At 35.8% G+C, this 14887-nt stretch carries 11 protein-coding genes and 3 tRNA genes; 3 read left to right on the forward strand and 11 right to left on the reverse strand.

Annotated elements, in window-relative coordinates:
- Window positions 1-29 precede the first annotated feature (29 nt).
- Window positions 30-2048, reverse strand: a complete 2019-nt coding sequence (gene uvrB / locus MTZ49_RS10195; RefSeq protein WP_264745448.1) for an excinuclease ABC subunit UvrB — start codon at window positions 2046-2048, stop codon at window positions 30-32.
- A 97-nt stretch (window positions 2049-2145) separates the two neighbouring features.
- On the reverse strand, window positions 2146-2898 hold the full coding sequence (locus tag MTZ49_RS10200; protein WP_264745449.1) for an SDR family NAD(P)-dependent oxidoreductase: 753 nt from the start codon (window positions 2896-2898) through the stop codon (window positions 2146-2148).
- Between the two features lie 153 nt (window positions 2899-3051).
- Here MTZ49_RS10200 and MTZ49_RS10205 point away from each other — a divergent pair, with 153 nt between their 5' ends.
- From MTZ49_RS10205 to MTZ49_RS10215, 3 genes are all read left to right on the forward strand, one after another.
- Window positions 3052-4242, forward strand: coding sequence for an amino acid aminotransferase (locus MTZ49_RS10205; protein ID WP_264745450.1), 1191 nt, complete (start codon window positions 3052-3054; stop codon window positions 4240-4242).
- 199 nt (window positions 4243-4441) lie between these two features.
- Window positions 4442-4858: a hypothetical protein gene (locus MTZ49_RS10210; protein ID WP_264745451.1), complete on the forward strand. Its 417-nt coding sequence runs from the start codon at window positions 4442-4444 to the stop codon at window positions 4856-4858.
- 160 nt (window positions 4859-5018) lie between these two features.
- Window positions 5019-5297: a hypothetical protein gene (locus MTZ49_RS10215; protein WP_264745452.1), complete on the forward strand. Its 279-nt coding sequence runs from the start codon at window positions 5019-5021 to the stop codon at window positions 5295-5297.
- Between the two features lie 83 nt (window positions 5298-5380).
- Here MTZ49_RS10215 and MTZ49_RS10220 read toward each other — a convergent pair whose 3' ends face one another.
- From MTZ49_RS10220 to MTZ49_RS10260, 9 genes are all read right to left on the reverse strand, one after another.
- On the reverse strand, window positions 5381-7612 hold the full coding sequence (locus MTZ49_RS10220) for an EAL domain-containing protein (RefSeq protein WP_264745453.1): 2232 nt from the start codon (window positions 7610-7612) through the stop codon (window positions 5381-5383).
- Window positions 7613-7929: 317 nt separating this feature from the next.
- Window positions 7930-10827 carry an autotransporter outer membrane beta-barrel domain-containing protein gene (locus tag MTZ49_RS10225; protein ID WP_264745454.1) on the reverse strand — a complete coding sequence of 966 codons (2898 nt, stop codon included), beginning with the start codon at window positions 10825-10827 and terminating at the stop codon, window positions 7930-7932.
- A 139-nt stretch (window positions 10828-10966) separates the two neighbouring features.
- Window positions 10967-11212 (reverse strand): acyl carrier protein, encoded by a 246-nt coding sequence (locus tag MTZ49_RS10230; protein WP_319804731.1) that lies wholly within the window; start codon window positions 11210-11212, stop codon window positions 10967-10969.
- 9 nt (window positions 11213-11221) lie between these two features.
- On the reverse strand, window positions 11222-12895 hold the full coding sequence (locus MTZ49_RS10235; protein ID WP_264745456.1) for an AMP-binding protein: 1674 nt from the start codon (window positions 12893-12895) through the stop codon (window positions 11222-11224).
- Window positions 12896-12907: 12 nt separating this feature from the next.
- Entirely contained in the window at window positions 12908-13453 is a 546-nt protein-coding gene (locus MTZ49_RS10240; protein ID WP_264745457.1) for a GNAT family N-acetyltransferase, read from the reverse strand.
- A 292-nt stretch (window positions 13454-13745) separates the two neighbouring features.
- Window positions 13746-13830: transfer RNA gene (locus tag MTZ49_RS10245), tRNA-Leu, on the reverse strand.
- 18 nt (window positions 13831-13848) lie between these two features.
- Window positions 13849-13924 (reverse strand) — tRNA-His (locus MTZ49_RS10250).
- A 50-nt stretch (window positions 13925-13974) separates the two neighbouring features.
- Window positions 13975-14051, reverse strand: a tRNA-Arg gene (locus tag MTZ49_RS10255).
- A 250-nt stretch (window positions 14052-14301) separates the two neighbouring features.
- Complete coding sequence (locus tag MTZ49_RS10260) at window positions 14302-14775, reverse strand: hypothetical protein (RefSeq protein ID WP_264745458.1); 474 nt, start codon at window positions 14773-14775, stop codon at window positions 14302-14304.
- Window positions 14776-14887 lie beyond the last annotated feature (112 nt).

Genomic DNA, 14887 nt, shown 5'->3' on the forward strand with positions numbered 1-14887 from the left:
TAAAATAGCATTATTCGTTCAGCAAATTGTTAACTGTTAGTTAATGCTTGCTGGCGTAGTAGTTGAATTTGATCCCTTAATTGTGCCGCTTTTTCAAACTCTAGATCTTTTGCTAATTTATACATTTGCTCTTCTAGCTGTTTGATTCGTTTTGCATAATCTGCTGGAGTACGTAATTCAATATCGTATTTACCACTTTCTTCCGCTACTTTGGCTAGGCTACGACGTTTGCCACCACGTGCACCAGGGATATTAGCGCCTTCCATAATGTCAGTAATATCACGTTGTACACCTATCGGGGTGATATTATGCTCTTCATTAAAGCTAATTTGTTTGGTGCGGCGTCGTTCTGTTTCATCCATGGCACGTTGCATAGAACCTGTAATTCTATCTGCATAAAGAATGGCTTTACCATGTAGGTTACGGGCAGCACGGCCAATGGTTTGAATAAGTGAGCGTTCGGAACGTAGAAACCCTTCTTTATCCGCATCAAGAATAGCAACTAATGATACTTCAGGCATATCGAGGCCTTCACGCAGTAAGTTGATTCCCACTAATACATCAAAAGTGCCTATTCGTAGATCACGAATAATCTCTACTCGTTCTACCGTATCAATATCTGAGTGTAAGTAACGAACTTTAACATCATGATCAGACAAATAGTCTGTTAAATCTTCCGCCATTCGTTTAGTCAGGGTAGTGACTAATACACGTTCTTCTTTAATAACCCGTTTTCTAATTTCTGAAAGTAAGTCATCCACTTGGGTGGTAGCAGGGCGTACTTCAATCTCGGGATCTACTAAGCCAGTAGGTCTAACTACTTGCTCAACCACTTGGCCAGCATGTTCTGCTTCATAAGTGCTCGGTGTGGCAGAAACAAAAATAGTTTGCGGGCTAATGGCTTCCCATTCCTCAAAGCGTAAAGGACGATTATCTAAGGCGGAGGGAAGGCGAAAACCATATTCTACTAAGGTTTCTTTTCTAGATCGGTCACCTTTATACATAGCACCAATTTGTGGCACGGTAACATGTGATTCATCGATAACCAGTAAGGCATTATCAGGTAAGTAGTCATATAAGGTAGGAGGTGGCTCGCCTGGTGCTCTGCCTGATAAATAGCGCGAGTAGTTTTCTATACCATTGCAGTAGCCCAGTTCAACCATCATTTCTAAATCAAACTTGGTACGCTGCTCTAAGCGCTGTGCTTCAACAAGTTTATTATTAGCTTGTAAATACTCTAAGCGTTCTTTTAGTTCTTCTTTGATGTGTTCCACTGCTTCTAATAAAACTTCTCTAGGTGTGGCATAGTGAGTTTTAGGGTAAAAGGTAAAGCGTGGTAATTTATGTAGGATTTCGCCTGTTAGGGGATCAAAAGCAGCAATATTTTCTACTTCATCATCAAATAGTTCTAGACGAATGGCTTCTAAATCAGATTCAGCAGGGTAGATATCAATCACATCGCCACGCACCCTAAACGTTGCACGGGCAAAATCAAAATCATTACGAGTATATTGTAGTTCTGTTAAACGACGTAATAGAGTGCGTTGATCGAGCTTATCACCACGATCAACATGCAATACCATTTTAAAGTAGGACTCAGGGTCACCTAGACCATAGATAGAGGAAACAGAGGCTACAATAATCGCATCAGGTCTTTCTAATAAAGCTTTAGTAGCCGAAAGACGCATTTGCTCAATATGATCATTGATTGAGGAGTCTTTCTCAATATAGGTATCAGAGGAGGGTACATAGGCTTCTGGCTGATAATAATCATAGTAGGAAACAAAGTACTCTACAGAGTTATTAGGGAAGAAACTTTTAAACTCACCATATAATTGCGCAGCAAGGGTTTTATTAGGGGCAATAATGAGTGTTGGGCGTTGTAATTGGGCAATTACATTGGCAATACTAAAAGTTTTACCAGAGCCTGTAACACCTAGTAAAGTTTGGTGAGATAAACCTGCTTCGATACCTTGCACCATTTCTTTAATGGCATTAGGTTGATCGCCTGCGGGTGTATAACTGGTTTTTAGTAAAAATTTACTCATGATTACCTACAATATAGAAATTTCATCCTCTAATATGGGGACTATCATCCCATTATCTACCCTGAAAGTGTAAAAAAGTTATTAACTCGCTAAATATTTATTGTGCGGTATAACCACCATCAACTGTATAGTAAGCACCTGTGGTAAATGAGCTATCATCAGAAAGAAGAAACGCCACTGTTTTAGCAACTTCTGCACGAGTAGCCATTCTTTTCATTGGGTGAGTACTAGCCATTTGCTGCCGAACATCATTGGGTAGTTGTTGCATATTAGGGGTGTCAACATAGCCTGGACAAATGGCATTGATCCTTACTCCTTGTTCTGCATATTCTAATGCAGCAGCTTGGGTTAGACCAATTACGCCATGTTTAGCTGTGGTATAGGGGGCAATACCTGCAATACCAACTAAGCCATTTACGGCTGATAAATTAACAATAGCACCGCCACCACTTTTTATAATGGCTGGGATAGCATATTTCATCCCAAAGAATACTCCACTAAGATCAGTGGTTATTACATTATTCCAATCTTCTATTGAATAATCGCAAATAGTGACGCCATGAGGGCCTGTTATACCCGCATTATTTACAAGATAATTGAGTTTGCCGAAACGTTGCATGGTTTGATCAACTAAGCTTTTCACAGATAAATGATCTTTAACATCCGTTTGGATAGGAATAATACGTTGTCCTGTTGGGTCAATTTGTTGTGCAGTATTAGTTAGTTCTGTTTGATTGCGTGCTGTGATAATAACCGTTGCACCACGATTAAACAGTTCAATAGCAATGCCTTCACCAACACCTGTGGTAGAGCCTGTTACTATAACTACCTTATTATTAAAATCATTCATTACAATACTCCATGCTTGTTTGGCGAGTTAAAAACTATCCATCTAGGTTACATTAATAAATAACAAAGTTTGAATTTATTAATTAGCTATTTAGATACTATAACGATAGCGTTATAATGTTCATTCTATTATCTACCTTTAGAGTGATAAAAAATGAATTTGTTCGCTGAAATTGAACTTGCTCCTCGTGATCCTATTCTTGGTTTAAATGAAGCTTATCAGGCTGATACCCGTACTAATAAAATTAATTTAGGGGTAGGCGTTTACTATGATGAGCAAGGGCGTATTCCTTTACTAAAAGCTGTCCAAAAAGCTGAAGCTGAGTTTGTGGCAACAGGTGCTCCTCATAGCTATTTACCGATTGAAGGGATTGGTAGTTATGACCAAGCTGTGCAAAAATTATTATTTGGAGCTGATTCACCCTTAGTAACTGAAAAACGAGTAGTAACAGTACAAGCGCTAGGTGGCACAGGGGCATTAAAATTAGGTGCAGATTTTATTAAAACCTATTTAAATGGTCACGATGTGGCGATTAGTAATCCTAGTTGGGAAAACCACCGTGCTTTATTCTCTACTGCTGGCTTTGTAGTACATGATTATAGTTATTATGACTCTAATACTCACGGTTTAGATCGTAATGGTTTGTTAGCTGATTTAAAAGCATTACCTAAGAATACTGTGGTAGTACTCCATGGCTGTTGTCATAACCCAACAGGTGTTGATTTAACAGAAGATGATTGGCAGCAAGTGCTAGCAGTCGTTAAAGAAAAGCAATTAATTCCATTTATTGATATTGCTTATCAAGGTTTTGGTAATGGTGTTAAAGAAGATGCTTTTGCAGTTAGACTGTTTGCACAATCAGGGCTTAACTTCTTTGTTTCTAGTTCATTCTCTAAGTCATTCTCACTGTATGGTGAGCGTGTAGGTGCATTATCATTAGTGACTAACTCGGCAGATGAAGCGGCAAGAGTTCTTTCACAAGTTAAACGGGTTATTCGTACTAACTATTCAAACCCACCTATCTATGGTGCTATGTTAGTTTCTAAAGTACTAAACAGCCCAGAGCTTTATAAGCTATGGGATGATGAACTCAGTGGTATGAGAGATCGTATTAAAGCAATGCGTAACCTAATGGTTGAACAATTAGCTGGCGCTAAGCAAGATTTTTCATTTATTGCTAAGCAATGTGGTATGTTCTCTTATTCTGGCCTAACTGCTGACCAAGTGGATAAGTTACGTAATGACTATGGTATTTATGCCGTAGCTACTGGTCGTATTTGCGTGGCTGCACTAAATAATAACAATATCAAAACTGTGACGGATGCTATTTTGCAAGTGATTTAATACTTGCTGCTATGGTTAAATAAGGAGGCTATGATGCCTCCTTATTTTTTGGAGTAGTAAAATTTTTTAAAAGCTAAGTGTAGCGATAAGCCTTTACATATTATTTACCATATACACGTTTTTTCCTTACATAACTTATAGTTAGAATAGAGTCACTTAAATCAAATACAAGGAACTCTATATGAAAAAGTTATTATCTGTGTCTATAGCTGCATTATTATCTTTAAGTGTTGCTGGTTATGCATCAGCTCAACAAGATAATCATGATCCAAAAAGGGAGTCAGCATCTCAGCAAAAACGTGATGTTAATAAAGAGGCTAAGAAAGATGCAAAACGTCTTGAAAAAAAAGATGGTAAGCGTACAGCACAAAAGGATGAAAAGCGTTCAGAGCTTAAAAAAGATGGCAAGAACGTAGAGAAGAAAAGAGAAAAACGCGCTGATCAAAAAGATGAGAAACGTACTGGTCAGAAAAAAGACGGTAAGTGCACTGAACAGAAGGGTGAAAAACGCGTAGACCAGAAGCAAGATGGTAAACGTGTTGAACAAAAAGATAGAAAAAATACAGATATCGATTTAAAACAAGTAACCGATAAAAGAAATGATGACCGTAAATAATTAGTTGGCTTGATTAGAAAACATTCTATTTTATAAATTATAAGATAGAATGTTTGTATTAGTTATAATAAATTAATAATATATCTTGCTAAAGCAAAAAGAATCAATAAGTTATATTCAATAAAATAAATCTCCACATAATAATTAAGGAGATTTAAAAATGAATATTAATCCAGTATATGCACTTGTTAAATTACCAAGTAGCTTTCAGGTAGAGCATGATGAGCCAATGCCTGTTACACCGTATATCTCTTCTTGGACTGTCCCCGTAGAGGCTTATATATCTGTTGATGAAAAAAAATATGGTCGGACACCCCAATCTGTTTTATATATAAAATTTAATGGCGAAAGAAGTATGTTGTTGGAAGAAGTTCAGCAAAAAACAGGCGAAATATTGAAAAGTTTATTTAACAACAATGTAACGATAGAATATGCATAATTGAATAAAGCCCCTTTCTAGAAATAGTTAGGGGCTTTGACTTTAAATGAGTTATACAGTTTCTATAAAAGCCTTTTTTCCATTCAATTAATTTCTTTCTTATCAGTTATTATCTTTAGTAAGTTTTCTGCTGTAGTAGGTGAGTACAAGGCAAAACCTTGAACAACATCTATACCAATTTCTTTACAGAAATCATATTGCTTGTCGGTTTCTATGCCGCTCATTACGATCAACTTACCTGTAGAATGCCCTAACTTAGTTACAAGTTTTAGAAAAGCATTGGTAAACTGATCATCAATATTTTCTATATAATTACTTGATACTTGAATGGCATCAATAGGTAAATCGCGCATATTAATAAAAGAGGAGCTGCCAGAACCAAAATCGTTAAGCTCTACTTTAATATTTTTCTTTTGTAGTTCAGCGCATACTTGCAACATCTTTTCTATGGCATTAACAGCCATATTTTCATTCATACTGATGATGATATTGTTAAAGTTGACCTTAGATTTTTCTAGAATATGTTCTGCTCTTAAAACAATATCTTTTTGTTTAAATTGTTTGGGAGACATATTGGCGGTAATAGTAAAGTCTTCTAGTCCCTGTATATTATTGATAATATGACATAGTTTAGCTGCTTGTTCTAAAATCCAATCGCCTAAGGGAACAATAAGTCCAAGGTATTCTGCTAGGGGTAGGAACTGTTCAGGTAGAATTAAGTTACCTTTAGCATCAACCATTCGTATTAACGCTTCTGCACCAATAATTTTACCTGTTTGAGTATTAAGGTATGGTTGATAATATACAATAAATCCTTGGCAATCATTTTCTATTGCATTACGCAGTAGCGTTTCTATTTCTGAGCGTTTTATACTGTCACAAGCAAGCCCTTCTGTATAGAAAACAAAATTATTTTTACCTGTTTTTTTAGCTTGATACATAGCAAGATCAGCTTTTTTTATAATAGATCGAGAGTCATCACCATGTGCAGCAAACTTTACAACGCCAATAGAAAGAGAACAGTAAAACTCTTTACCCATTGCTGTCCAAGGCTTTTTAGTACGTTTTAGCAAATCGTTAAGATAGGAGTAGGCGAGGGTATCATCATCGGTATTAAGAATAATCACAAATTCATCACCACCAAAACGATAAACAGTAGCCTTTTCCGCAAAAAGTGCTTGTGCATAATTAGCAAAGCTGACTAATACCCCATCTCCAAAGTCGTGGCCATAACAGTCGTTGACGACTTTAAAATCATCAAGATCAATAAAGAATACATATCCCCCTTGTCCTGTTATTTCAGAGTTTTTTAAGGTATCTATAAGATCAGAGCCACAACGAAATCTATTAGGAAGGCCGGTAAGATAGTCTGTGAATGCCATCTTACGTATTTCTTCTTCTTGGTGTTTTAGTTTTTCTTCAGTATGTATCCTAAACAGCACATTCGAAATCATATTGGATATGTTTTTTAGAAAATTGGCGGTATCTTCATCCCATATACGGTGAATAATGCAATCATCAAAGCAAACAAAACCATAATGTTGACCATGTAAATAAACAGCAAAAATAGCAGAAGAGACTAGCCCCTCCTTCTCAAATTCTTCTTTACAATTTTCAGGAATTTCTCCTGCGTTGACTAGTAAAAAGCCAGTATTTTGGAGTGCTACATAAATTTCAGGCATCTCTGTTTCATAAGCCACTGCATAATCTAGGTCTTTAATAGAGGTTATATGCTTATTGAGCCATTCACATACTACTTTGCAGGTTTTATGATCTGGACTATCCTTAAATAGCAAAGCACGGCTAGTGTTCAGATAGCGACCAACACGTTCTAAAATAATTTGTAAGGACATTTCTAAATCAACATCATGCAAACTAAGTAAAATGTCATTCATCACGGCTTGTTGTTTAAAGTGGTTAATGGCAATATTGCGATCCACTTCAACAGTAGTTGTATTGAGTAATACAGAGTCTATACAGATTACATTACCAAGAGAGTCTCTATTAGTATGAGAGTATTCTGTTATATGGATACTTTCACCTTTTGCTGTAAGAATGCGGTAGCGCAATTTAAAGTCATCAAGTGACTTCATCATATAACTATTGGCTTGTTGCAGAACAACTACTCGATCATCAGGATGGATCATTGCATCCCAAGAGATAATACTATTCATTAAATCATTAGGATCAAATCCATATTGATTCACATTCTGTGATACATACCATACCTTCCATGCTCCATCTTCAAATGATAAGCGCATAGTGATAAAAGGATTGTTCTCAATAATTTGTTGGAAATCAATGGCTTTATTCATTAAGTATCTCTGTCAGATGATAGCAGGTAAGTGTCAGTAGTTGGCGTTGTAGAGTATTTAAACGGTACAACAGTTAATAATACAAACGTGTGCATTAGAAATTACTTTATTATTTGTCTCTTTGCTTCCTGCCTTATAAGAAGTTTATTATATTTTTGTAATAAAGGGAATAATAGTTACAAGACCATAGTAAAACTAGTTAACAGCCAATATATAGATATATTTATTGGGTAAATAAAAAATAGAAGAGGGCATAAATTATTTTATGCCTTTTCTATTAGAGAGGGTAATAAAAACTAAGTTAATCATGCACCTTTTTACCACTGATATTTAATTCCAACATTACCACCATAGCTTCTAGTAGAGTTTTCCCCAGTAATAACATTGAGTTGACCAAATGCTTGGATTTTACTGTTGATGTTGTATTGCACCCCCGTTTTTACTTCAAACAAGTTTTTAGCGCGATTACTATGGACTTCAGTTCCATCCATACTTACAGCAGTATATTTATTTTGATTCCAATAGTTAGTGGTTAAGAATAGTTTTGCATTTTCAACCTCTGCCTGTAAGCGGACGCCAAGTCTACTCCTTATTTGTCCCTTATCATTGTTGGTATGGATATGTGTACCATTGTCTTCTGTATAATTAAAGGAGCTACTATTGCCATAAATAATTTGTGCTTGTGGTTCAACTATCCATGTGGCTTGTTTGCTCTTATTCACTACAAAGCCATAGCCTGACTCAATGGAAAGGGTATGTCCCTGAGTATTAAATTTCTCTTGTGCTAAACCATGGCCATTTATTTGATTACGGAACCAATTATATTGGGCATAGCTGTCTATATATAAGCCACCTGACGTTGGGTCTTGATCGTACCAAGTAGCATAAATGCCTGCTGAATAGCCATCTGATTTACCTGTAGAGTGGTAGTCTTTTATACGAGAACTACTGGTAATATCACTTTTAGCATAAGCTGCCATGATTCCGAAGTGGAATTGATCATGTTGATAAAGATCTGTTCCTAAATGAACTAATTTACGTTTTACTTTATTTTTAAGTAAATCATTGTCACCTGCATAGTATTTATCATGAGCATATTCCACCCGCATCCATGAGGACTCATAACCATTATTTAATGTTTGTTGCCTATCATGGAAGCTATGATTAAAAGCTGCTATATTATTTTCTATTACTCCAATATAAGTAGCTGCTTCAGCCCTTAAATCTGAGCCTAATCCACCATCAGCTTTAGCATATTGAGAGCTTAAATACCAATTGTTTGGATCCGCACCTTTGGAAGCATCTCCTCTTACTAAGGAGTAATCATAAGCGCCTGCTACAATTCGTCCACTTTGGGTAAAGGTACCATTTGATGCACCTTGTACATTAATTAACTCAATACCTTGTATGGTTTGATCGCCTAAACCACCTAAATTATTAACTTTGACATAGCTAGAGCCTGATGTGTCACCAGTGATAATAAGTTTGTCTGTAGCAGAAGTATCATTGCCCAGTACTGTGTCAAAAATAATAGTACCGTTATTACCCTGATAATCACCATTAATAGTAAGTGTTGAGGGGGTTGATGTATTATATTGACCAATTGCAATAGTGCCTCCTGCATTTAACACAGTACTACCCACAGTGCCAATGCCTGTTAATGTACCACCATTATTAATGGTCATATCACCACCAAGGATACTGTTAACTTCTAAAACACCACCATTAACCACAGAGTGACCTATAAATTGACTAGTATCTCGGTTAAATACAGTTACCCCTGAATTATTTACTATAAAGCTACTAGTCGCATTACTACCTACCAATTCAGGGGTAAATTCATAAGTACCTGTATAATCGTTATGGTTAAATACAACAGCGCCTGTTCCTGCACCATAATTAACTTCTACCGCATCTAAAACGCCAACTTTTCCAGCATCACCTTTTATTATAAGGGTGCCTGTACTATCGGCTGAGTCAGTCAAGTTTAAGGTTCCAGTTCCTCCCATAAACTCATAGTCATAGGAAGTATAGCTTTCTCCTGTATCTGGATTATAATAATAATTATTTACTGAACGACCAACACCAAGGCTTACCACCCCACTATCATCAATGGTTAATATTCCTGTACCTCCAGCAGAGCCTAGTGTTAAAACGCCTTCCTCTGACCATTCATAGGAGTCAAGTACTCCTTCGCCAGAGGCTTTACCAGAAACTTCCCAGCGACTGTTTTCTCCTGATACTAGAATATTACCAGAACCATCACTTTTACCAACAACTGTCTCACCATAGGTGATTAAAAGACCACCATCTTTTATATTGACAAAACCTTGGCTGCCTGCGCCATCACCTACAACGAATCCCTTAAAGAAAATAGCTCGACTAGAAATTTTGGTAGGATTATTAGTACCATCAAAACCATCAAATTGTCCGGAAATATTTAATAGACCTGTACCGCCATCTTTACCAATCACAGCAGCATTTGCTGGTATTAAACCAACAGAAACAGATAGTTTGCCACCACCTAGTACATTTACAGTACCTACACTATTGGTACCATTTCCTAGAGTAAAAAAGTCGCTAGTATCATAGTCCATAACTGAACCATTAATATCTAAACTACCTCCATCTATAGTAACTGTCCCTGAACCACCATTAGTACCTACGTTTAAGGAGCTAGTAGCTACCGCTTCCCCTCCCATATATTGTTGATATATATTTTTACCTGAACCTAAGATATTAACAAAACCTTGGCTTTGCTGGCCATTACCTATGGTGACAGAGTTAAAGTCTATCGATATATGTTGATTGTTGCTATTTGTTGATGTGTCGTATGTGAATGTGCCGTTCCCGCCATTTTCACCTACTACAAGCGATGCCTCGGCACTAGATTGATTATGATAGGTTCCATCAGCTACACTTATATTCAGATTGCCCTTTTCTGAAGCGGCTCCACCAATAATTAACTTATTACCACCACTTCCAGCCCATTTGCTGAACCCATAAAAATCATCATCAAAAACAAGATTAGCTTGCCCACTATTGATGATAATATTTTCAGTAGACAAGTCAGGTACAGAACCTGTACTCCAGTTGCTATCATTCTTATAGTCGCTTGTTGAGCCATTCCAAATAGCATCTGCTACAGAATAAGATGAGATGACTGAAAGTACACCAATAAAAATCGGTTTTAGTATAAAGCGGGGATTTTTCATAGTAGGCAAGAGTAAAAGCTGAGTATTTCCTGTAAAAAGAACTATATATCTTATAAGATGAGTTATTATAACTATGAGTTCAAATGTTTTAATAAATTATATGTGATACAGTATACAGTTCAGATAAAAATAAACAAAACTAGCTATTTTTTTCTAAAATATTCACTAATTTCTCTACAGAATCTAATGTTAGTAAATCTTCAATAGGGATTTGTTTTTTAGACACTTTTTCAATTTCTGCCACAATATGGGCGAAGTCAACACTATCAATATCTTTCAAATCATCGATGGTGTGGCTCATTTTTATGCTCTCTTCTGGGATATTCAGAGATCTTGCTAAAATTGATCTTGCTAATTGTTGGTAATCCATTTTGCTATCTTTCATTGTAAACGGTTAATTTAAAGAGGTGTGTGTTAGGTATATTTCTGTAAATCTTTCTCGAGATACTTTGCCTGATGGTGTTAAAGGTAGGCCACCTGTTTGGACAAACACAATATCAGCTAATACACTAAATTGCTGGCTAATCTGTGCTTTAATTTTTTTAGCTAGCATTAAGTTATCTTGATGTTCTGCATCACATTGAATCATTACGACTAATTTTTCCTCTTGGTTAACTTCAATGCCCATTACAATAATATCTTCTGCTTTTAACCATGAGTTTGTATTGATAATGGATATTTTAATATCCTGTGCCCAAATATTACGACCACGAATTAAAATAACATCCTTTTTGCGCCCAAGAACAAACAAGTTTTGCTTATATAAATAGCCTATATCACCTGTATCAATATAGTTATCTATAGTAGATAGAGGAATACTTTGTGTTTGATTATGCAAAGCACCTGTTATAGTGTTTTTCTTAAAGAAAATACTGCCTACAGAACGGTCTGGTAATGACATATTGTTATCGTCAACTACTTTTAATTCACAATCAGGCAATACAGTGCCACAGGATACAATTTCTTTTTCTTCAAAAACATCTGTTACTACGGGGGCACCTGCTGTTTTGCCTGAAATAGCTAAGATAGCTTCTGTCATACCATAACTAGGTAAGAATGTTTGGTAGTTAAATCCATAGGGAGCATAAACTTGTTGAAATTTTTTCATGACTTCAATATGGATAGCATCGCCACCAATGCCAGCCACACGAAGAGAGGATAAATCTAACCCTGCAAAAGCTTTTTCATCAAATACCTTAATAGCTAATTGATAGGCAAACATGGGGGCATAAGTAATGGCTGTTTTATTGTCAGATATTAACTTTAACCAAAGAGCAGGGTTGCTAACAAAAGTTAGTGGAGAAAAACAATCTACTGATCGTTGACCATTAACAGAGGCTATAATAAAACCAATTAGCCCCATGTTGTGATAAAACGGTAACCATGATAATGAGCGATCATCAGCACGAAGTTTCATAACATCTTCTAACACCACCCGAACATGCTCACAAACATCATGATTATGTATGGTAACTCCTTTGGGTTGAGAAGTTGAGCCTGAGGAAAATTGAATAAAAGAGATACTATTATTCTCTATAGGGGAAAATTGCGATGTACTAGCAGTCAGTGATTGTTCGGTTGACTCTGCAGCTAGATTTTCAAAACTAATAAATTGCAAGTTAGTATTTTTTTCTGCAAAAAAAGTTTTAATTAATGCCTCTGAAGTTACTATAAATCTTGCATTTGTCAGTTTTACTAACTGAAGTGTTTTTTCAGCAAAAATACTGCGTTCAGCAGCTGAAGAAATCATTGGCAATGGACAAAGAATAACGCCTAGATATTGGCAAGCATAAAATATGACTAAAAACTCTGGTCTATTTTCAGCAATAACAGGTAAATGATCGCCTTTTTTAAATCCGATGGCTAATAATTGATGGGCCATTTTAATGGCTTGATTAAATAAATCGGCATAGGATAAAACACTGACTAATTCGGCTTGTGAATTATAAAAATTAAAACCAGATTCACCTTTAGCTGCATATTCTAAACCTTCAACTAAGCTTTTAAAGCCACTGGTTTTGAAAGGTAATACTTTATTTTGAGTAGGGGTTAATACTAAGCTATCCATAGTCGAAAGACCTTATTTAAAAGATGAAAATATAACAATATCTAAACGTTCACCATTGGCAGCAAGGCATTCCTTTTTCAAAACAGCCTCAAATGTAAATCTTGGATTATTGACAAAGCAAAATAACATCCGAACATTTTTTCTTAATATCCGAGCAACCATTTTTTCCATGCCACGATATAAATAAAAATAGTCTAATAATGCATCAATAGTAGCCCAAAAAACTTTTTTACCAGAATAGCCAGCTTCTCCTATACCACCTGCTGATAGATTACCCACTCTATGTTTTAAATCAGCATCAATGGTGTAAAAACCAATTAATAAATTTGTTTTTTGATCGAAAATACCAACAAAATAATTAGTAAGATTATTAAAGCTACGAATAAACTGTTTTAATGTTTCAGCAGAAAATCGTATACCAGCTAGATTTAAACCATCCATCATTTCCTGACTATTAAGCCAAGTTAAGAAACGATCATTTACATCACTCTCCACTAACGTCCGTAATACAAAATTATTGGTTTCAATGTATATAGGAGAGGGGGTTAAATTATTCATAGTGATACAAAGGCTCAGAGTAAGTAAATACTTTATATTATATAAAGAGTTAGTATACAACTACTTAAGAAATAACAATAGTTATGTATGGTTTTATTTTGTTAGACATTCAATTGTGGTGAAATTAGATGATCAGTATTTTAAAAATGACTTTTGATCATTTGATTCGTAGAGTTTATAAATAATAATTCTATGGTTGTGGTTTAATGCCAATTAAAGCTAATTATTATGGAATATTAAAAAGGGTATAAATAAAAAACCCTAGTTAATCGATTTAACTAGGGTTTGTATTTGGTGCGGACGGAGAGACTTGAACTCTCACACCTCTCGGTACTGGATTCTAAGTCCAGCGCGTCTACCAATTTCACCACGTCCGCATATTTGTGTGTAGTTAGTGGGGTGGACGATGGGGATCGAACCCACGACAACAGGAATCACAATCCTGTGCTCTACCAACTGAGCTACGCCCACCATTACAAACTACAATAACATACTTTGCTTAAAACTGCTCAGGCATTAAATGGCGCGCCCGGCAGGATTCGAACCTGCGACCACCCGCTTAGAAGGCGGGTGCTCTATCCAACTGAGCTACGGGCGCTCTATCAGAGCGTTAGGATCAAGAAAAAGACAACCTTAAAACCCTTTGCCCCATTGCTAAGCTATGTTCGTTAAGCGGGGCGCATAATAACTAGAATAATAGATTGAGTCAATGGTTTTTTATAAAAATAGTGATTTTTATTTGTTTGGATGGGGAGGATGTAAAAAATATAGAGTAATTAATTATTGTGTTGAAAATAGTTAGCCATTATCTAATTTTTTAGTTAATGCTAACTATTCATATATTTATGCTATTTTGATTTTTTCTTTTTCTTCTTAGAAGATGGATTATTTTGAGTTTTTGCTTGAGTTTGATTGTTAGGTTCTTTTTTTAAAGCGATTAAATGAAAGTGATCAATACCATCTTTCATTAAAGATTTACGCATAGTGATAATAACCATAAAACCAATTACTATCATTACAGTTGTAGCCATTCCCCCATAAATGAAACCAATTACAGCACAGAGCACAAAATAGGGTAGTGTGAAATAGATGGCCATTTTGCTTAGTTTTTCTGATTGTTCAAAGCGGCGATTAAGTGTTTGCAGTTCTTCATCAGACATAATGAGTTCACAGTTACAGCTTTTACATGCAATAGGTTGGTTAGCACGCAATGCTGCAATATCAGTATAGGTGGCTTGCCAAAGACTATCACAACGCCCACAATTGAAATCAGCATTTTTATAGAGGGGTGTATTGTGCGTGGTTTGTTGGTTGTTAGCCATTATTAACAATCCTTAATTAGCGCTTTATTTTAGAGAAATCGCTATATAATAAACGACAATTTTATTTTCTAATAGCCAATGTGACATTTTGAATAACTTTTAAAATATACAG

It is taken from the genome of Entomomonas sp. E2T0, assembly GCF_025985425.1.
Lineage (GTDB): Bacteria > Pseudomonadota > Gammaproteobacteria > Pseudomonadales > Pseudomonadaceae > Entomomonas.